Here is a 17,438-nt window from a genome sequence, read left to right on the forward strand (position 1 = left end):
CCTGTCACACGGTCCTGGCGGACCGACGGTACGAGATCACGGCGTACGCGCCGAACAGCAGCAGCCACGCGGAGAGTACGCCGAGGGTCGTGGCGCCGGGTGCATGGCCGTCCGTGGTCGCCCAGCCCAGGTCGGCGAACCGGTTGGCAGGGGTGAACCTGCCGGCCGATCCCAGCCACCCGGGAAGCATCTCCAGCGGGAACCACAGCCCGCCGACCACGCCGAAGCCCATCAGCAGGGCGACGTTGACGACTCCGGTGCCCTGTGGGGTGAGCCGGTAGCCGTTGCCCAGGCCGAGCAGGGTGAAGGGCAGCGCGCCGATCCAGAGCAGCAGGACCAGGGCCGCCCACTGCCAGGCGGCCATCCGCACGCCATTGACCAGGCCCCCGGCCAGCATCACCGTCAGGATCGTCGGCAGCACGGTCACCGAGCCGCTGATCGCCCGGCCCACCACGGCGTGCGTGGGGGAGAGCGGGGTGATCCGCAACTGCTGGAGCCAGCCCAGGGACTTGTCGGACGCGACGCCCGTACCGATCGACATGGCGGAGCCGAGCGCCCCGTACGCGGCCATGCCGACCATCGAGGCGGTCTTCCAGCCGTCGACGTCGTCACCGCCGCCGATGTTCGTGAAGATCAGATACATCATCACGGGCATTGCGGTGCCGAAGATCAGGAAGGTGCTGTCGCGCAGGGTGCGGCGGATCTCGAGCACGATGTAGCGGTACATCAGACGGACTCCTTCTCGGACCGGGGAGCGCCGGTGGCCGGCGCGGTGAGGGTGAGGAAAGCGGCCTCCAGCGTTGCCGGGGACACCTGCAGGCCCCGGACCAGGCCGAGCCGGGCGAGCTCCACCACGGTGGCGTCCGAGTCGTCCGTGTGCAGTACCGCCCGGTCGCCGGTCACCTCGGCCGTCACGACACCCGGCAGCAGCTCCAGGCCCTCGGTGGACCGGCCCGCCAGGTCGAAGGAGACCTGGCTGTGGCCCGCCGCTGCCTTGATGACCTCGCCGCTGCCGTCCGCGACGATCCGGCCGCGGTCGATGACGACGATCCGGTCGGCGTTCTCGTCGGCCTCCTCCAGATAGTGGGTGGAGAAGAGCACGGTGTTGCCGCGCCGGGCGTAGGCCCGCATGGAGTCCCAGAACGTGTGCCGCGCCTCCACGTCCAACGCGGCGGTCGGCTCGTCGAGCACGATCAGCTCCGGATTCCCGGCCAGTGCGACGGCGAACCGGACCCGCTGGATCTGGCCGCCGGAGAGCTTGTCGATGCGCCGGTTCGCGTACTCCGCCACCCCCGCCAGGGCCAGCGCCTCGGCGACCGGCATCGGCCGCGGGTAGGTGGAGGCGACGAACGTGATCAGCTCGCGGACGGTGACCCGCTGGATGGGCCGCCCGTCCTGCAGCATGGCGCCGACCAGACCTGCCCGTACGGCCTGCTCGGGGGTGCGGCCCAGCACCCGCACGCTGCCCGCGTCCGGCTCGTTCAACCCGAGCAGCAGGCTGATCGCGGTGGACTTCCCCGCACCGTTGCGGCCGAGCAGGGCGATGGTCTCGCCCCGCTCGACGGTGAGTCCGATCCCGTCCACGGCCCGCACCCGCTGCCCGGGCCTCCCGAAGGTCTTCACCGCCCCGGTGAAGACCACCGCGGCTCCGTTCCCCGTTGTCTGCGTCATGCATACGACGCTACGGAGCCCGGACCCGCCGCGGCAGAGGCTCATGTACGGAGTCCGCCATGACAAATGTCATTGCTCGCGCGGAGGGCGAAAGGGCTGCCCCACAGTGGATCTGACGGGACGTCAGCAGTCTTCACAAGTGCTGGGCGCTGCGTTATACATAGGGCCAACCGGCTAGAACGCGTTCTAGGGCGTGGTTCGTCAGTAGTGCCGTCCGCCCCACGGGGGGCAGGCGGGACTTTCGAAAACACGTCCTGGGAGGGGCGCGGTCTCCGGTCCCCGCACGACCTCGGTGCGGCCGACGGTGCGGACGGCCGCACCGAGGTCTTTCACCGTCGAGGAGCAGCTTCCCCATGCCCATTGATGCCGAAAAAGCTCTCGCTGCCGAACCCCGGACCAGCCGGATCAGCTGGGACCACAAGGACGTCCAGCTCTACCACCTCGGGATCGGCGCCGGCGCCCGCCCCGATGTGGCCGACCCGGCCGTCGAGCCCGGCGAGCTGCGCTACACACTGGAGTCCCGGCTCCAGGTGCTGCCCTCCTTCGCCACGGTCGCGGGCGCGGGAACGGCCATGGCCGGCGGCCTCTCCGCACCAGGTGTCGACATCGACCTCGCGGCCGTCCTGCACGGCGGGCAGAGCGTACGGGTGCACCGGCCTGTCCCCGTGAAGGGCAGCGCCCTGGCGACCTCCAAGCTCGCCGCGGTGTACGACAAGGTCAAGGCCGCCGTGCTGGTGCTGCGTACCGAGGCCGCCGACGACGACGGGCCGCTGTGGACCAGCGACTCCCAGATCTTCGTGCGCGGCGAGGGCGGATTCGGCGGTGAGCGCGGCCCGTCCGAGCGCATGACCCACCCCGCCGTCGCCCCCGACCGCGTCGTGGAACGGCCGGTCCGACCCGACCAGGCGCTGCTGTACCGCCTCTCCGGGGACTGGAACCCGCTCCACGCCGACCCGGACTTCGCCGCGCGTGCCGGCTTCGACCGCCCGATCCTGCACGGTCTGTGCACCTACGGCATGACGCTCAAGGCCGTCACCGACACGGTGCTCGGCGGCGATGTGACCCGTATCCGCTCCTACCGCACACGGTTCACCGGGGTCGTCTTCCCCGGCGAGACCCTCCGCATCGAGATGTGGACCGCCGGGAACGAGGTGCGGGTCGAAGTGAAGGCCGTGGAGCGTGACAACGCCACGGTCCTCGGCGACACCTTCGTCGAACACTCCTGAGCCCGAAGCCCGAAGCCCGAAGCCCGGAGCCCGAAGCCCGAAGCCCGAAGCCCGAAGCCCGGACCCCGAAGAACCGAAGTCCGGAACCCAAGAACCCGAGACCCGAACCGCCCGGACCCCGTATCCGTACCGATCCCAACCGCACCGCAGGCCCGTGAGGGGAGCCGCACCATGCGCGCAGCCGTTCTGCACGAGATTGGCCAGGACAAACTCGAAGTACTCGACGACGTCGAGGCGGTGGGCTTCGGCCCCGGCAAGGTGAGGCTCCGCATCCGGGCCACCGGGCTGTGCCACTCCGATGTCTCCGCGATGAGCGGGGTGCTCCCGCAGCCCGCCCCCTTCATCCCCGGCCACGAGGGCGCCGGAGAGGTCGTCGACGTCGGTGACGGCGTCACCGGGCTGAGCGCGGGGGACCGGGTGCTGGTCTGCTGGCTTCCGGCCTGTGGCACCTGTCCGGCCTGCAAGCGCGGGCAGACCCACCTGTGCCTCGCCGGTTTCATGAACGCGGGCACCCCCAACTTCAAGCGCCCGGGCGGGGACGTCTTCGGTTTCGCCGGCACCGGTACCTTCACCGAGGAGGTCGTCGTCGGCGCGGGATGCGCGGTGCCGATCCCCGACGACGTGCCGTTCGAGATCGCCGCGCTGATCGGCTGCGGGGTCACCACGGGCCTCGGCGCCGCCATCAACACCGCGCAGGTGGAGGCCGGTTCGTCGGTCGCCGTGATCGGCTGCGGCGGGGTCGGCATCTCCACCATCCAGGGGGCCAGGGTCCAGGGCGCCGCCCAGATCGTCGCCGTGGACCCGGTGGCGTCCCGGCGCGAGGCGGCGCTGCGGTTCGGAGCGACCGAGGCGGTCTCGCCCGACGAGTTCGCCGACGCCAAGCAGCGGATCACCGCGGGCGAGGGTTTCGACTACGTCTTCGAGGTCGTCGGCAAGTCCGCCACGGCCCGCACCGCGTATGAGCAGACCCGGCGCGGCGGCACCCTCTGCATCGTCGGCGCGGGGGCCATGGACGACAACTTCCAGGTCAACATGTTCGAGCTGTTCTTCGACGAGAAGCGCATCCTGCCTTCCATGTACGGGGGCGGGGACGTACTCCGGTCGTACGAGCGGGCCATCGCGCTCTGGCGGGCCGGCCGCATCGACCTGGAGTCGATGATCACTCACCGGGTGCGGCTCGACGGCATCAACGACGCCCTCGACCAGATGCGGACCGGCGAGTCGCTGCGTACCTGCATCGAACTCTGACCACCCGCCTCCCCGGCCCCGCCCCCTCCCGAGAGGACCCCGAGTACCGATGTCACTTCCCCTGGACGGACTGTCCGCGATCGTCACCGGTGCAGGCCGCGGCCTGGGACGGGCCGAAGCGCTGGAACTGGCGCGGCTCGGCGCGGCCGTCGTCGTCAACGACTACGGGCAGCCGGGCCGCGACGGCTCGGGCGAGGCCTCCGCGGCCCCCGCCGAGGAGGTCGCGGAGAAGATCCGTGCCGCGGGCGGCCGGGCGGTCGCCCACCTCGGCGACGTCTCCGACCACGATCAGGCCCGCGAACTGGTCGAGCTGGCCGTCAGCACCTACGGCAAGCTCGACATCCTGGTCAACAACGCGGGCATCCTGCGCGACAGGATGATCTTCTCGATGACCGAGGACGAGTGGGACTCGGTCCTGCGGGTGCACCTCAAGGGCCACTTCAACACCACGCACTTCGCCGCCGCCCACTGGCGGTCGAGGTCCAAGGGGTCCGGCGGCCCCGTGTACGGCCGCATCATCAACACCTCGTCGGAGGCCTTCCTTGCCGGTTCGGCGGGCCAGCCCAACTACGCGGCGGCCAAGGGCGGCATTGTCGGGCTCACCACCTCGACCGCGCTGGCGCTGGCCAAGTACGGGGTCACCGCCAACGCCATCTGCCCGCGTGCCCGGACCCGGATGACCGAGGACGTCTTCGCGGGCTTCCAGGAACCGCAGGACGGGCGGCTCGACGCGCTCGCACCCGAGCACGTCTCGCCGCTCGTCGGCTATCTGGCCTCCCCGGCGGCCGCCAGGGTCAACGGACAACTGCTCGTGGTGCACGGCGGGATGGTCGCGATCGTCGAACGCCCCAGGGTGGCGGCGAAGTTCGACTCGTCGAAGGAGACGTTCTCCTTCGACGAACTGGACGAGCTGATCTCCCCGTACTACGAGGACCGCCCGCCGAACGAGACGTTCGCGGCGGCGGAGGTGCTCGGCCTCAAGCGCGGCTGACCGCCGGCCGGACGCGCACAGAGAAGGGCAGCACAGAGAAGGGCAGCACAGAGAAGAGCAGTACAGAGGAGGGCCCCCGCAGCCGACCGGCTGCGGGGGCCCTCCTCTCCCTCGTTGCGTTTTCTGGGCGGTCAGGCCGCCCTGCTGCCACCTTCGCAGGGGCGGCGGTGACGGCCGTGCGGTTGAGCCGCCGAGTCGTCCGTTGCCACACCCCCTCGGTGCTTTCCGGAGCCACCGGCTTCGGCCCGTTGCGCGTCCGCCCCCGGCGGACGCGTCTGGGTCGTGTCGGATCGCGCCTCAGACATCTGGGAAGTCACCCCGTTGTGATTGCTTGCGTGTGGGTCTCCGGGGTCCCCGCGCCACCGCCCGGGAACGGTCACCGTCGGCGACCGCGGTGCGCGATTGCGTGAGATCCCCGGCCCAACTCTAGTCAGGTGCCGTACGCCCCAGGAGAGGCGCCTGCCCCAGTGGAACGGGTCTGCACACAGAAGGAGGCGCTACGGCGGCGGAAGGTTGCCTGTCGTTCTGCCCACAACTCCCCAGGGCCCCGTCCGGGGCCGCGTTCCCGGAGGGCTCCACGTCGGTGGGGGCCGTCAGGAGGGCCACCGCGCACGCCGCGTCCCCGTTGGCGTAGGGCAGTTTGAGTACGCCGTCGCGCGACCAGATCCCGCTGCCGGCCAGCCAGCCCCCGGGCGCGGCGAAATGATGCAGCCGACGGCCCGAAGGGCGCCAGATCCCGACCCAGCTGCCTGCCGCCCCGTCGATCCGCAGGGCCACCGCACAGCTCTCCGGCATCAGCATCTGCCCCGGCTGCACCGCGAACGGCGTCACGGCGACATCGGGCAGACGCAGGCACTCGGGGAAGCGCACCGGCAGACAGCTGCCCAGCACCCCCCAGCCGAGCCGGTCGTGCCCCGGCGCGTCGGAACGGATCAGCAGCAGACCGCTGTCCGGATCGGCGAGCAGCAGCCGGTCGTTGCTGTCCGGCGCGATCTGCAGCAGGGGCGTCATCTCGGCGCCGCGCCCCAGGTCCACCGCGACCGCCTTGACCGGTCCGCCGCCCGCCGGTTCCCGGTCCAGGGCCAGCAGCCGGCCCGCCCGGTCCAGCCAGACCCCACCGGAACAGTGCCCCGGCAGATCCGCGATGTGTTCCGGCCCGAACGCGCCGCCCGCCACCAGCCAGAGCCCGGTGGAGTACACACCGGGCGCCAGGGCGTACGCGCTGACGCCGTCCGGCGACGGCGGCAGCAGGGTCAGCTCGGCGCATTCGACGGCGCCGAGCGGGAGTTCACCGGTGCCGGGCCCGGTCGGGTAGAGCAGCGAGAAGGAGTGGTGGCCGGCGACCCGGCGCCGGATCAGCACCCGCCCGTCGGCGAGCGGCAGCACCTGCGCATCCGCCTCCTCCGGCTGGTCCAGTGGGAGCGGCACGGCATACGGCTCGTGGCCGTCCAGAGTCCAGCGCTCCGCGTACCAGGCCGCCCCGCCGCCCGCTTCCGTCCCGGCGGCGTCGCGGACGGCCGTGAGCCGCGCCGCGTAGGCGCCGTCCGCAGTGAGCGTGAACGCGGGCAGGACCGTTTCGTCAGGACCCGGCTCCACCGGCTCCACCGGCTCCACCGAACCCACTGGCTCCACCGGACCCACCGGACCCACCGGACCCACCGGCTCCACCGGCTCCACCGGCTCCGCCACCGGACCCACCGGACCCGTCGCGCCCCCGACCGGATCCGGTGCCTCTTCGGCTCCCTCCGGCTCGTCGGACTCCGGCTCCACCGTCTCGCCGGTTCCGGCCGCCTCAGCGGTCCCGTCCTCGATGGCACAGGCAGTCATCGACTCATCACCTCCGGCAACCGAAGCTAGTTTTCGCACTTCCTGCCGAACAACACGAGCTACGTCACTTCACACATAAGGGTGGCGATGCCCGGATTCGCCTGAGAGGGCGGGGGTGGTTGTGCTGCGGGAGATGCGGGTGGCTAAGGTTAGGCATTCCTAAGTGTTACCTGTGTGACCCTCGACTGGAGTAAGTGATGTCCCTTCGTCGCCGCGGCACCGCCGCAGTCGGCCTGGCCGTAGTGGCCGCTCTGTCCCTCTCTGCCTGCGGGAGCGACGGCGACGCGTCCGGCGCCTCCGGCAAGTCCGACGCGGGCGGCGACAAGAAGGCCGCGGTCGCGACGGGCGGCAAGGACTTCGGTGATGCGGCGAAGAAGACCGCGACGTACGGCACCGACGCCCCGGCCGGCACGTTTCCCCGCACCGTCACGCACGCCATGGGCAGCACCGAGCTCAAGGCCGCCCCGAAGCGGGTCGTCGTGCTCGACGTCGGCGAGTTCGACAACGTCGTCTCGCTGGGCGTGAAACCGGTGGGCTACGCCCCCTCCGAGGGCGACGCGGCCATCCCGTCGTACCTGAAGAAGGACGCGGGCGACCCCAAGAACGTCGGCACGATCAACAACCTCAACCTTGAGGCGATCGCCGGACTCAAGCCCGACCTGATCCTCGGCAGTCAGCTGCGCGCCGCGGACAAGTACGACGAGCTGTCCAAGATCGCGCCGACCGTGTTCTCCATTCGCCCGGGCTTCACCTGGAAGGAGAACTACCTCCTCAACGCCGCGGCGCTCGACAAGACCGCCAAGGCGAAGTCGGCCCTCGGTGCCTACGAGGTGAACGCCAAGAAGCTCGGCGAGGAGATCGGCCCGAAGAAGCCGACCATCTCCATGGTCCGCTACCTGCCGGACAAGATCCGCCTCTACGCCAAGGCCTCCTTCATCGGCACGATCCTCGACGACGCCGGCCTGCCGCGGCCCAAGAACCAGCAGATCGACGATCTCGCCGCGGAGATCAGCCCGGAGAAGATCGACGAGGCGGACGCCGACTGGATCTTCACCGGTGTCTACGGCGACGTGAAGGCCACCAAGCGCGACACCACCCAGGCCAACCCGCTGTGGAAGAACCTGAAGGCCGTCAAGGAGGGCCGGGCCAAGAACGTCTCCGACGAGACCTGGTACCTCGGGCTCGGTGTCACGGCCGCGAACCTGGTCCTCGACGACCTGCGCGCGGACCTCGTCAAGTAGGAACCGCACCCACGGGGGCCGGTACGCCCGTGACGCCATGGCGCCGTGCCCCCACGGCGTCGTGGCGCCGTGACGTAACGATTTCGACCGGTCGGCGGTCCGATGACGCGGGTCCGACCGGCCATGGGATGTGGGGCACGGAGGCCAGGTAGCCTTTCCTCCGTGCCCCGTCTGTCTGAAGTCATCGCCGAGCTCGACGCCCTGTGGCCGCGCGAGTGGGCCGAAGGATGGGATGCGGTCGGCACCGTCTGCGGTGATCCGGACGCCGAGGTCGACCGGGTGCTCTTCGCCGTCGACCCCGTACAGCCGATCGTGGACGAGGCGCTGGAGCTCGGCGCCCAGCTGATCGTCACCCACCACCCGCTCTATCTGCGCGGTACGACGACGGTCGCGGCCGGCACCTTCAAGGGCCGGGTCGTGCACACCCTCATCAAGCACGACGTCGCACTGCACGTGGCCCACACCAACGCGGACTCCGCGGACCCCGGCGTCTCCGACGCCCTGGCCGGCGCCCTCGACCTGCGCATCGAGCGCCCCCTCGTGCCGGACCCCACGGACCCCGCAGGCCGCCGCGGCCTCGGCCGCATCTGCGCGCTCGACCACCCCGAGACCCTCGGCGCGTTCGCCGCCCGAGCGGCCGCCCGGCTGCCCGCCACCGCGCAGGGCATCCGCCTCGCGGGCGACCCGGAGGCCCTCGTACGGACCGTCGTCGTGAGCGGCGGGTCGGGCGACAGCCTCTTCGACGCGGTGCGAGCCGCGGGCGTGGACGCCTTCCTCACCGCGGACCTGCGCCACCACCCGGCCTCCGAGGCCGTCCAGCACTCGTCGCTCGGCCTGGTCGATGCCGCACACTGGGCCACCGAGTGGCCGTGGTGCGAGCAGGCCGCCACACAGCTCGACGCGATTTCCGACCGCCACGGATGGGACCTGCGGGTCCACGTCTCGAAGCAGGTCACCGACCCCTGGACCACCCACCACTCTTCTGGAGCCCCCAACTGAACGCCGCGCCCGCCGACCAGATCCGACTCCTCGACGTCCAGGCCCTCGACCAGCGTCTCTCCCAGCTTGCGCACCGTCGCAGGTCCCTGCCCGAGCACGCCGAGATCGAGTCGCTCACGGCCGACCTCGCCCAGCTCCGTGACCTCCTCGTCGCCTCGACGACCGAGGAGAGCGACACCGCCCGCGAGCAGACCAAGGCGGAGCACGACGTCGACCAGGTGCGCCAGCGCGCCGCCCGCGACCAGCAGCGCCTGGACTCCGGCGCGGTCACCTCGCCCAAGGACCTGGAGAGCCTCCAGCGCGAGATCGTCTCCCTCGCCAAGCGCCAGGGTGACCTGGAGGACGTCGTCCTCGAAGTCATGGAGCGCCGCGAGTCCGCTCAGGAGCGGGTCGCCGAGCTGACCGACCGGGTCTCCGCCGTGCAGGCCAAGGTGGACGACGCCACCGCCCGCCGCGACGCCGCGACCCAGGAGCTCGACTCGGAGGCCGCCACGGTCACCAAGGAGCGCGAGGTCGTCGCCGGCTCCGTCCCCGCGGACCTGCTCAAGCTGTACGACAAGCTCAGCGCTCAGCAGGGCGGGGTGGGCGCCGCCCGCCTCTACCAGCGCCGCTGCGAGGGCTGCCGGCTGGAGCTCAACATCACCGAGGTCAACGACGTGAAGGCCGCGTCCCCCGACACGGTGCTGCGCTGCGAGAACTGCCACCGCATCCTGGTCCGCACCGCGGACTCGGGTCTGTAGTGACGCAGTCGCGCCGGTTCGTCGTCGAGGCCGACGGGGGCTCCCGGGGCAACCCGGGGCCCGCCGGTTACGGCGCGGTCGTCATCGACCCGGCGACGGGGGAGACCCTGGCCGAGGCCGCCGAGTACATCGGCGTCGCGACGAACAACGTCGCCGAGTACAGGGGCCTCATCGCCGGACTGCGTGCCGTGCGGGCACTGCTGCCGGACAGCCCGGCACAGGACGGTCCGCAGGTCCGTGTGCGGATGGACTCCAAGCTGGTCGTGGAACAGATGTCGGGCCGCTGGAAGATCAAGCACCCCGACATGAAGCCCCTCGCGGCCGAGGCGGCGAGCATCCTGCCGGCCTCCGCCGTCAGCTACGAGTGGATCCCGCGCGAGAGGAACAAGCACGCGGACCGGCTCGCCAACGAGGCCATGGACGCGGGCAAGCGCGGCAAGCAGTGGGAGCCGTCCTCCTCGACGGCGGACCTCGACACCCCGAGGTCCTCGGTGGCCGCAGCCCTGCCGCCGGTCTCCGGACCGCCCGGTGACGCGGCGGCCGGTGCGGCCAGGGCCAGAGCGGCGCTGAACCGTTCCGCTCCCGCCGCCACGGCCACCCCGCAGGTCGGCTGGGGCGCCGCCCCGGACCTCGGCGAGCCGGCCACGTTCGTGCTGCTCCGCCACGGCGAGACCGCCCTCACTCCGCAGAAGCGGTTCTCGGGCAGCGGTGGCACGGACCCCGAGCTCTCCGCCGTCGGCCGCGGACAGGCCGAGCACGCCGCCGACGCCTTCGCCGCCCGCGGCACGATCCAGGAGATCGTCAGCTCCCCGCTGCGCCGCTGCCGTGAGACGGCCGCCGCCGTCGCGGCCCGGCTGGGGCTGGAGGTCCGGATCGAGGAAGGGCTGCGCGAGACGGACTTCGGTGCCTGGGAGGGGCTGACGTTCGGTGAGGTCAGGGAGCGGTACGGCGCCGATCTGGATGCCTGGCTCGCCTCCGCGAAGGCCGCCCCCACCGGAGGCGGCGAGAGCTTCGCCGAGGTCGCCCGTCGCGTCGCCGCCACCCGCGACCGCCTCGTCACCCGCTACGCCGGCCGCACGGTCCTGGTGGTCACGCACGTCACGCCCATCAAGACCCTGGTCCGGCTGGCGCTCGGCGCACCACCGGAGTCGCTGTTCCGGATGGAGCTCTCGGCGGCGTCCGTGTCGGCCGTGGCCTACTACGCGGACGGCAACGCCTCCGTACGGCTGCTCAACGACACGTCCCACCTGCGGTAACCAGCCGCATCCGCGACCGACGACAGCGCCGGAGGCGGAGGTCTCAGGCGTCGCGACGCCCCCGAAGGCCGCAGGTGCCGGTGAGGGCGGGGCGTCGCTCCGCGTCCGGACAGCACTCGGCCCCATCGGCGGGGGGAGTCCGATGGGGCCGAGGCGGTTCCGGGAGGCGGGGGGTTGCCTGCCGGAACCCGGGTCACCCGGAGTCCGGGTCACGTGTCCCTGAAGGGTCTCGTGCCCCGGTTGCCGGGGAGCATGCATGCGATTCCGCGGAATCGTGAAAATCGCGAGCCGCGCGTGATCAGCCGCGCAGCGCCGCCGCTTCGGCGGCCAGCCGCTCCACCCGGGCCCAGTCCCGGGCGGCCACCGCGTCGCCGGGGAGCATCCAGCTTCCGCCCACGCAGCCGACGTTGGGAAGGGCCAGGTAGGAGGGCGCAGACGCGAGCGAGATGCCGCCGGTCGGGCAGAACCTGGCCTGGGGGAGCGGGGCGGAGAGAGCCTTCAGGTAGGCCGTGCCGCCCGCCGCCTCCGCCGGGAAGAACTTCATCTCGGTGACCCCGCGCTCCAGCAGCGCGACCACTTCGGACGTCGTCGAGACACCCGGCAGGAACGGCACCCCCGACGCCTTCATCGCGTCCAGCAGCGCGTCCGTCCAGCCGGGGCTCACCAGGAACCGGGCGCCCGCCGCCACCGTGTCGGAGACGTGCCGCGTCGAGATCACCGTGCCGGCGCCGACCACCGCGTCCGGAACCTCCGCAGCGATGGCCTTGATGGCGTCCAGGGCCGCGGCGGTCCGCAGCGTCACCTCGATCGCCGGGAGCCCGCCCGCGACCAGGGCCCGGGCGAGCGGCACCGCGTCGCCGGCGTCCTCCAGCACGACGACGGGCACGACGGGGGCAAGGTCCAGTACGGAGGTGGTCATGGCCCCATCCTGCACCGGGGACCGCACTGTACGCAACGAACGTTGCACAGGATGCAACGGAAGAGGTCGGGCAGGGCGCGACGACAGGACGGCCGGGGGTCAGTGGATCTCCGTCACCACCACGTCGAGCTCCCACGTACGCCCGGACCGTGCGGGTGCCTGGGCCTCCACCACGTACCCGAGGTCCCGCAGGGTCGCCACCAGCTCGGCCGGATCCTTCGGCCGGGCCCCGGCCCGCAGCAGATCGCGGACCATCCGCCCCTTCGTCGCCTTGTTGAAGTGGCTGACCACCGACCGCTTCTCCACCCCGTCCACCAGCTGCGAGTGCAGCACCCGCACGCTCGCCGTGCGCTCCGCGACCGTGCCCTTCGGCTTCCAGGCCGAGGTGTACGCGGACGACCGCAGGTCCAGCACCAGGCCGTCCCCGGCCGCCTCAGGCATGACCTCCGCCATCGGCCCGCGCCAGAACGCCCCGAGAGCGCCGAGCCCCGGCAGCTTCACGCCCATGGAGCAGCGGTACGGCGGAATCCGGTCGCCCACCCGCACCGCACCCCACAGCCCGGAGAAGACCAGCAGCGACTTCCCGGCCCGACGGCGGGCGGGCGTGTCCAGGGACGCCAGGTCCAGCGCGTCGTACAGCACCCCGGTGTAGAGCTCACCGGCCGGACGCGCGCCCGCGGTCCGCAGCTCGACGTTCTTCGCGATCTCGCCGCGCAGCCCCTCGCTGAGCCCCAGCACCATGCGGGCCTTCTCCTCGTCCGCCGCGCACAGCTCCACCAGCCCCTCCAGCACAGCGGCCCTGGCGTCGGCGAGACCCGGCAGCGAGAGCGACTCGGGCTTCAGAGGTGCTCCGCGCCCCGAGGCGGCCTTTCCTTCGGAGGGCGGCAACAGCACGAGCACGGCGGTTCTCCTTCGTACGTACGGGAAAGGGGCCCCAGCCTGCTCACGGTCCCCGAGGTGTCACCCGGACGCAGGGCAGACCCCTCGCGCCAGCGTACGGGGGAGCAGCGACCGTCCCCTCCGCCACCCGGGATGCCGCCCGCTCCGCCCCGCCATACGCTCGGTCCATGCCCCGCCGCCATCTCCACATGACCGGCGCCGCCGATACCCCGCTGCGGGCGGCCCTGCGTGCACTGCGCACCGAGCTCGGCCTCCCCGGCGGCTTCCCCGCCGATGTGCTCGCCGAAGCGGCCGACGCGACGCGGAACCCGGTGGTCTCCGGGCACGAGGACGCCACGGATCTGCCGTTCCTCACGATCGACCCGCCCACCTCCATGGATCTCGACCAGGCGATGTACCTGGAACGCCGGCCCCACGGCTACCGCGTCCACTACGCCATCGCCGACGTCGCCGCCTTCGTCCGCCCCGGCGGCGCACTCGACACCGAGGCCCGCCGCCGGGTGACCACGCTCTACTTCCCCGACGGCAGGGTGCCGCTCCACCCCGAATCGCTCTCCGAGGGCGCCGCCAGCCTCCTGCCGGGCGAGACCCGCCCCGCCGTGCTCTGGGAGATCGACCTCGACACCGAGGGCCGCACCGTCGCCACCCGGGTGCGCCGGGCGCTCGTACGCAGCCGTGCCAGGCTCGACTACGGCGGCGTGCAGCGGAAGATCGACGCGGGCACGGCCGAGGAGCCTCTCGCCCTGCTCAAGGACATCGGCAGGCTTCGCGAGGAACAGGAGATCGCCCGCGGCGGCATCTCCCTCGACGTGCCCGAACAGGAGATCGTCGAGCGCGACGGCACCTACGGACTCGAATACCGTGCCCCGCTCCCCGCCGACGGCTGGAACGCCCAGATCTCGTTGCTCACCGGCATGGCTGCGGCCCGGCTGATGCAGGAGTCCGGCACCGGCATCCTGCGTACGCTCCCGGTCGCCCCCGACGGCGCGGTGGCCCGCCTGCGCCGCTCGGCCGAGGCCCTGCACATCGACTGGCCGCACCACGTCCCGTACGCGCAGGTCGTCCGCTCGCTCGACCCGCGGAGGACCAACCACGCCGCCTTCCTCCAGGACTGCACCGCGCTGCTGCGCGGCGCCGGCTACAGCGTCTTCGAGCACGGCGAACTGCCCACCCCGGCCGTACACGCAGCCGTCGCCGACCTCTACACCCACTGCACCGCGCCGCTGCGCCGCCTCGTCGACCGGTACGCGGCCGAACTCTGCGTCGCGGCCGCGGCGGACCGCGATCCACCCGACTGGGTCCTGACCGCACTGCCCGGCCTGCCCGGGGAGATGGCGGACGGGACCCGGCGCGCCAACACGGTGGAGCGCGAGTGCGTCGACCTCGTCGAGGCGGCGCTGCTCAAGGACCGGGTCGGTGCGGTCTTCGACGCGTACGTGGTGGACGTCAAGGAGCAGGAGCCGACCAGCGGCACCATCCACATCGACGACCCGGCGATCGTCGCCCGCATCGAGGGCGGTACCGCCGAACTCCCCCTGGGGCAGCGGCTGCGGGTCCGGCTCACCCAGGCGGATCCGGGATCGTCGAAGGTCCTGTTCGCCCCAGCGTGAGCGCGGCCACGGCAACGCGTGGACCATCGGCGTGGAAACGGACCGCAACCGCCTGCCCGTGGCCGCCGAGTGGCCGCACGAAGCCCAGCGGCGAGGCCGGCCGGACCGCCCCCGTCGTCCGCCCTCGTCGTCCGGCCCCGCCGGCCGCGAGATCGAGGGCCTCCCACACCTCGTCCGGCGCCGGGCCGCGCACCCCTGGTCCCCGCCGCGCCTGCCCCCATCTCGTACGATCGCGCCTTCGGCCCCGTATCCCGAGCGCGCAGGAAGAGGACGACCGGTATGAGCGATCTCGCGGCCCGGCCCGCCACCGAGCGCGCCCGCCAGATCCTCGGCGCGGCGCGCAGCCTGCTGGAGCGGGAGGGCTCGGACGCCCTCACCATGCGCCGCCTGGCCGGATGCGTGGGCATCACCGCACCCTCGCTCTACAAGCACTTCCCGGACAAGTCGTCCGTGGTGGACGCTCTGGCCGACGCGATGCTCCGGGAGACCGCCGACGTGCTCGAAGCGGCCGAGTCCGCGACCCCCGGCTCCTTCCCGGCCCTGGCCACCGCCTACCGCGCCCACGCCCTGGCCCACCCCCACCTCTACCGCCTCACCACCGGTCACCCCCTCCCGCATGACCTGGAGAAAAGAGCCGCGGCGCCCCTCTTCCGCGCCCTGGCCGGTGACGAAGGGCTCGCCAGGGCTGCCTGGGCCTTCGCGCACGGGATGGTCGTGATGGAGCTCAACGGCCGCTTCCCCACGGACTCCGACGTCGCGGCGGCCTGGACGGCGGGGATCGCGGCCTTCGCGTCGGGCCGCCTCTGACAACCGCGTGCGGTCCTGCGCCATGATCGGGAGAAACACTCCCGGCACCCTTCGCGCTGGATCTGGAGACCGGGCGTTCATCCGAGCCGTCCACTCGCCCTGTCGGGCCCGCCCCGTGCGGCCGGGTAGCATGGGCGGCACGGCAGACGAGCCGGGCGGACGGCCGCGTGAGGATCTTCGGACCCTCCCGAGGAACGTCCGGGCTCCACAGGGCAGGGTGATGGCTAACGGCCACCCGGGGTGACCCGCGGGACAGTGCCACAGAAAACAGACCGCCTGGGACTTCGGTCCCCGGTAAGGGTGAAACGGTGGTGTAAGAGACCACCAGCGCCTGAGGCGACTCAGGCGGCTAGGTAAACCCCACCCGGAGCAAGGTCAAGAGGAGCCGCCGCAAGACGGCTCTGCGTGAACGTTCGAGGGCGGCCCGCCCGAGTTCGCGGGTAGACCGCACGAGACCGGCAGCAATGCCGGTCCTAGATGGATGGCCGTCTCCCCGGCCGCCGCGAGGCGACCGGGCGACAGAACCCGGCGTACAGCCCGACTCGTCTGCCGCTACCAGCGGTTCTTGCCCGCTCCGCCGTCATGGCTCTCGATTCACGGCCTCCCTGGCCTGTGGCGTGTTCGCCACAGGTGCCGGCACGGCCTGCGCCCGGATCGGAAACGTCGGCCACGGCCGGCCCGCCGTGCTGGACACGGGGGCGCGGCCGAGGGCGGTCCGGACACGTCCGGCCGGTCGGCGGGCCGCGGAGCGTGCCGCCGCCGCGGGCGGTCCGGCTTCGTCCGGCAGGCCGGCGGATCGGTGGATCAGTGATGGCTCAGTACGTTGACGACCCGCCCGTTGGGATCGCGTACGAAGAAGCGGCGTACGCCCCACTCCTCGTCGGCCGGGCCGTACACGATCTCCGCGCCGCCCTCCACCATCGCCGCGTACGCCACGTCCACGTTCTCCACCTCCACGCTCAGGTCCGGGGTGACGGGCCCGGTCCGGTCGGCGGTCATGACGCTGATCTGGGCCGTGGGGTGGGAGGGGGAGGCGAGGGTCATGATCCATCCCTGGTTCATGACCTCCTCGAAACCCAGGCGCCCGTAGAAGGCGGCATTGGCCCGCATGGCTTCGGGGGCGTCACCGGTCCCGCCGCCCGATCCGATCGGGATGTTGGGGACGACGCGGCGGACGGACATCGGCGGCTCCTGTCGGTGGCTGGTGTCGAGCCACCGAGCCTACGACCTGGAGCGTGACGGAGCGGGTCGCCGGCCTCGGACTGTCACGGCGACCGGTTGCGGACCGTCCGGTCTGATTCAGGTGCTCAAAAGGCCACCGAAGGAGGTCAGTTGGGGGCGCCGGCCTGGCTGGGTATGTTTTCGAGGCTGCGGAGCAGACGCTCACCGCGATCTTCGGCCATGTCCAGAGTGGCGAGGACGGCCGGGGTCGAGATGCTCGGCAGGACGTAATGCAGAAGGACCGAGATCCGCCGGCCCAGATCCTCGCGGTTGGACAGGACCTGGGACATCACCTGGATGCCCGAGAAGGATCCTGCCAGCATCTCGGCGGCCTCGGTCGGATCTACGTGGGGCAGCAGCTCGCCCTGCCCCTTGGCGGCCACCAGAAGGTGTTCGAGCCGGTCTATCCAGCCGCGAAAGGGCGTGCCGCGGTCGAGGCCTTCCACGGCCTGGTCCATGGCGAGGCCGACGCTGGCACGGACCAGAGGCTCGTGGCGCAGACGGTGGGCGAGGAGCATGCCCTGGTCCACCAGTTCCTGGAGCTTCGTCAGCTGGGGCGGCAGCGGATCGCTGTGGAGCTGTATGTCCATGACCCCGAGCGCGAGGTCTTCCTTCGAGGCGAAGTGGAAGTACAGCGCGCCCTTGGTCGCCCCCGCACGCGCCAGGATCTCGCTGATGGTGGCGCTGCTGTAGCCGCGCTCGTCGAACACGTCGGCGGCCGCCACCAGGATCGACCGGCGGGTCTGGATCGCGCGCGCCTGCTGTGCCATCAGCTTCTCTCT

At 71.9% G+C, this 17,438-nt stretch carries 16 protein-coding genes and 1 other RNA gene; 10 read left to right on the top strand and 7 right to left on the bottom strand.

What is annotated here, in order from left to right; genetic code table 11:
* Positions 1–4 precede the first annotated feature (4 nt).
* Positions 5–727 (bottom strand): ABC transporter permease, encoded by a 723-nt coding sequence (locus OG538_RS25915; protein WP_406097467.1) that lies wholly within the window; start codon positions 725–727, stop codon positions 5–7.
* Complete coding sequence (locus OG538_RS25920) at positions 727–1,671, bottom strand: ABC transporter ATP-binding protein (RefSeq protein ID WP_406097469.1); 945 nt, start codon at positions 1,669–1,671, stop codon at positions 727–729. The genes OG538_RS25915 and OG538_RS25920 overlap by 1 nt, the downstream gene beginning before the upstream one ends.
* A gap of 353 nt (positions 1,672–2,024) precedes the next feature.
* Here OG538_RS25920 and OG538_RS25925 point away from each other — a divergent pair, with 353 nt between their 5' ends.
* From OG538_RS25925 to OG538_RS25935, 3 genes are all read left to right on the top strand, one after another.
* Positions 2,025–2,897: a MaoC/PaaZ C-terminal domain-containing protein gene (locus OG538_RS25925; protein WP_406097471.1), complete on the top strand. Its 873-nt coding sequence runs from the start codon at positions 2,025–2,027 to the stop codon at positions 2,895–2,897.
* Positions 2,898–3,068: 171 nt separating this feature from the next.
* Positions 3,069–4,145 (top strand): Zn-dependent alcohol dehydrogenase, encoded by a 1,077-nt coding sequence (locus tag OG538_RS25930; protein ID WP_399304448.1) that lies wholly within the window; start codon positions 3,069–3,071, stop codon positions 4,143–4,145.
* A gap of 49 nt (positions 4,146–4,194) precedes the next feature.
* Positions 4,195–5,136 (top strand): 3-oxoacyl-ACP reductase, encoded by a 942-nt coding sequence (locus OG538_RS25935; protein WP_406097473.1) that lies wholly within the window; start codon positions 4,195–4,197, stop codon positions 5,134–5,136.
* Positions 5,137–5,562: 426 nt separating this feature from the next.
* On the opposite strand, the gene OG538_RS25940 is transcribed toward OG538_RS25935, so the two are convergent.
* A complete protein-coding gene (locus OG538_RS25940; protein WP_406097475.1) occupies positions 5,563–6,963 on the bottom strand; it encodes a hypothetical protein in 1,401 nt (466 codons plus the stop codon).
* Between the two features lie 197 nt (positions 6,964–7,160).
* Here OG538_RS25940 and OG538_RS25945 point away from each other — a divergent pair, with 197 nt between their 5' ends.
* The 4 genes from OG538_RS25945 (at position 7,161) to OG538_RS25960 (ending at position 11,199) form a co-directional block, all read left to right on the top strand.
* Positions 7,161–8,204 carry an ABC transporter substrate-binding protein gene (locus OG538_RS25945; RefSeq protein WP_406097477.1) on the top strand — a complete coding sequence of 348 codons (1,044 nt, stop codon included), beginning with the start codon at positions 7,161–7,163 and terminating at the stop codon, positions 8,202–8,204.
* Positions 8,205–8,366: 162 nt separating this feature from the next.
* Complete coding sequence (locus tag OG538_RS25950; RefSeq protein WP_406097479.1) at positions 8,367–9,203, top strand: Nif3-like dinuclear metal center hexameric protein; 837 nt, start codon at positions 8,367–8,369, stop codon at positions 9,201–9,203.
* Positions 9,200–9,943: a zinc ribbon domain-containing protein gene (locus tag OG538_RS25955; protein ID WP_406100302.1), complete on the top strand. Its 744-nt coding sequence runs from the start codon at positions 9,200–9,202 to the stop codon at positions 9,941–9,943. The genes OG538_RS25950 and OG538_RS25955 overlap by 4 nt, the downstream gene beginning before the upstream one ends.
* On the top strand, positions 9,943–11,199 hold the full coding sequence (locus OG538_RS25960) for a bifunctional RNase H/acid phosphatase (RefSeq protein ID WP_406097481.1): 1,257 nt from the start codon (positions 9,943–9,945) through the stop codon (positions 11,197–11,199). The genes OG538_RS25955 and OG538_RS25960 overlap by 1 nt, the downstream gene beginning before the upstream one ends.
* A 298-nt stretch (positions 11,200–11,497) precedes the next feature.
* Here the strand turns inward: OG538_RS25960 and eda are convergent, their stop codons facing one another.
* Positions 11,498–12,118: a bifunctional 4-hydroxy-2-oxoglutarate aldolase/2-dehydro-3-deoxy-phosphogluconate aldolase gene (eda, locus tag OG538_RS25965; protein ID WP_406097483.1), complete on the bottom strand. Its 621-nt coding sequence runs from the start codon at positions 12,116–12,118 to the stop codon at positions 11,498–11,500.
* A gap of 99 nt (positions 12,119–12,217) precedes the next feature.
* Complete coding sequence (yaaA, locus tag OG538_RS25970; RefSeq protein WP_406097485.1) at positions 12,218–13,018, bottom strand: peroxide stress protein YaaA; 801 nt, start codon at positions 13,016–13,018, stop codon at positions 12,218–12,220.
* 167 nt (positions 13,019–13,185) lie between these two features.
* Between yaaA and OG538_RS25975 the strand changes: the two genes are divergently transcribed.
* The 3 genes from OG538_RS25975 to rnpB all read left to right on the top strand — a co-directional run bounded on the left by OG538_RS25975 (position 13,186) and on the right by rnpB (position 15,984).
* Positions 13,186–14,628, top strand: coding sequence for an RNB domain-containing ribonuclease (locus OG538_RS25975; RefSeq protein WP_406097487.1), 1,443 nt, complete (start codon positions 13,186–13,188; stop codon positions 14,626–14,628).
* 279 nt (positions 14,629–14,907) lie between these two features.
* The gene (locus OG538_RS25980; protein WP_406097489.1) at positions 14,908–15,435 is read left to right on the top strand and encodes a TetR/AcrR family transcriptional regulator; all 528 of its coding nucleotides are present in this window, start codon (positions 14,908–14,910) and stop codon (positions 15,433–15,435) included.
* A 147-nt stretch (positions 15,436–15,582) separates the two neighbouring features.
* An RNA gene (rnpB, locus tag OG538_RS25985) (RNase P RNA component class A) lies at positions 15,583–15,984 on the top strand.
* A 255-nt stretch (positions 15,985–16,239) separates the two neighbouring features.
* Here the strand turns inward: rnpB and OG538_RS25990 are convergent.
* Positions 16,240–16,617: a VOC family protein gene (locus OG538_RS25990; RefSeq protein ID WP_406097491.1), complete on the bottom strand. Its 378-nt coding sequence runs from the start codon at positions 16,615–16,617 to the stop codon at positions 16,240–16,242.
* A 146-nt stretch (positions 16,618–16,763) separates the two neighbouring features.
* Positions 16,764–17,426, bottom strand: coding sequence for a ScbR family autoregulator-binding transcription factor (locus tag OG538_RS25995; RefSeq protein WP_406097493.1), 663 nt, complete (start codon positions 17,424–17,426; stop codon positions 16,764–16,766).
* Positions 17,427–17,438: the final 12 nt, after the last annotated feature.

The organism is Streptomyces sp. NBC_01013 (genome assembly GCF_045162765.1).
Lineage (GTDB): Bacteria > Actinomycetota > Actinomycetes > Streptomycetales > Streptomycetaceae > Streptomyces.

Bases quoted from the DNA above. Each gene is read 5' to 3' on its own strand.
- OG538_RS25915 (WP_406097467.1), bottom strand. From the start codon at position 727: ATGTACCGCTACATCGTGCTCGAGATCCGCCGCACCCTGCGCGACAGC.
- OG538_RS25920 (WP_406097469.1), bottom strand. From the start codon at position 1,671: ATGACGCAGACAACGGGGAACGGAGCCGCGGTGGTCTTCACCGGGGCG.
- OG538_RS25925 (WP_406097471.1), top strand. From the start codon at position 2,025: ATGCCCATTGATGCCGAAAAAGCTCTCGCTGCCGAACCCCGGACCAGC.
- OG538_RS25930 (WP_399304448.1), top strand. From the start codon at position 3,069: ATGCGCGCAGCCGTTCTGCACGAGATTGGCCAGGACAAACTCGAAGTA.
- OG538_RS25935 (WP_406097473.1), top strand. From the start codon at position 4,195: ATGTCACTTCCCCTGGACGGACTGTCCGCGATCGTCACCGGTGCAGGC.
- OG538_RS25940 (WP_406097475.1), bottom strand. From the start codon at position 6,963: ATGACTGCCTGTGCCATCGAGGACGGGACCGCTGAGGCGGCCGGAACC.
- OG538_RS25945 (WP_406097477.1), top strand. From the start codon at position 7,161: ATGTCCCTTCGTCGCCGCGGCACCGCCGCAGTCGGCCTGGCCGTAGTG.
- eda (WP_406097483.1), bottom strand. From the start codon at position 12,118: ATGACCACCTCCGTACTGGACCTTGCCCCCGTCGTGCCCGTCGTCGTG.
- OG538_RS25975 (WP_406097487.1), top strand. From the start codon at position 13,186: ATGCCCCGCCGCCATCTCCACATGACCGGCGCCGCCGATACCCCGCTG.
- OG538_RS25980 (WP_406097489.1), top strand. From the start codon at position 14,908: ATGAGCGATCTCGCGGCCCGGCCCGCCACCGAGCGCGCCCGCCAGATC.
- OG538_RS25990 (WP_406097491.1), bottom strand. From the start codon at position 16,617: ATGTCCGTCCGCCGCGTCGTCCCCAACATCCCGATCGGATCGGGCGGC.
- OG538_RS25995 (WP_406097493.1), bottom strand. From the start codon at position 17,426: ATGGCACAGCAGGCGCGCGCGATCCAGACCCGCCGGTCGATCCTGGTG.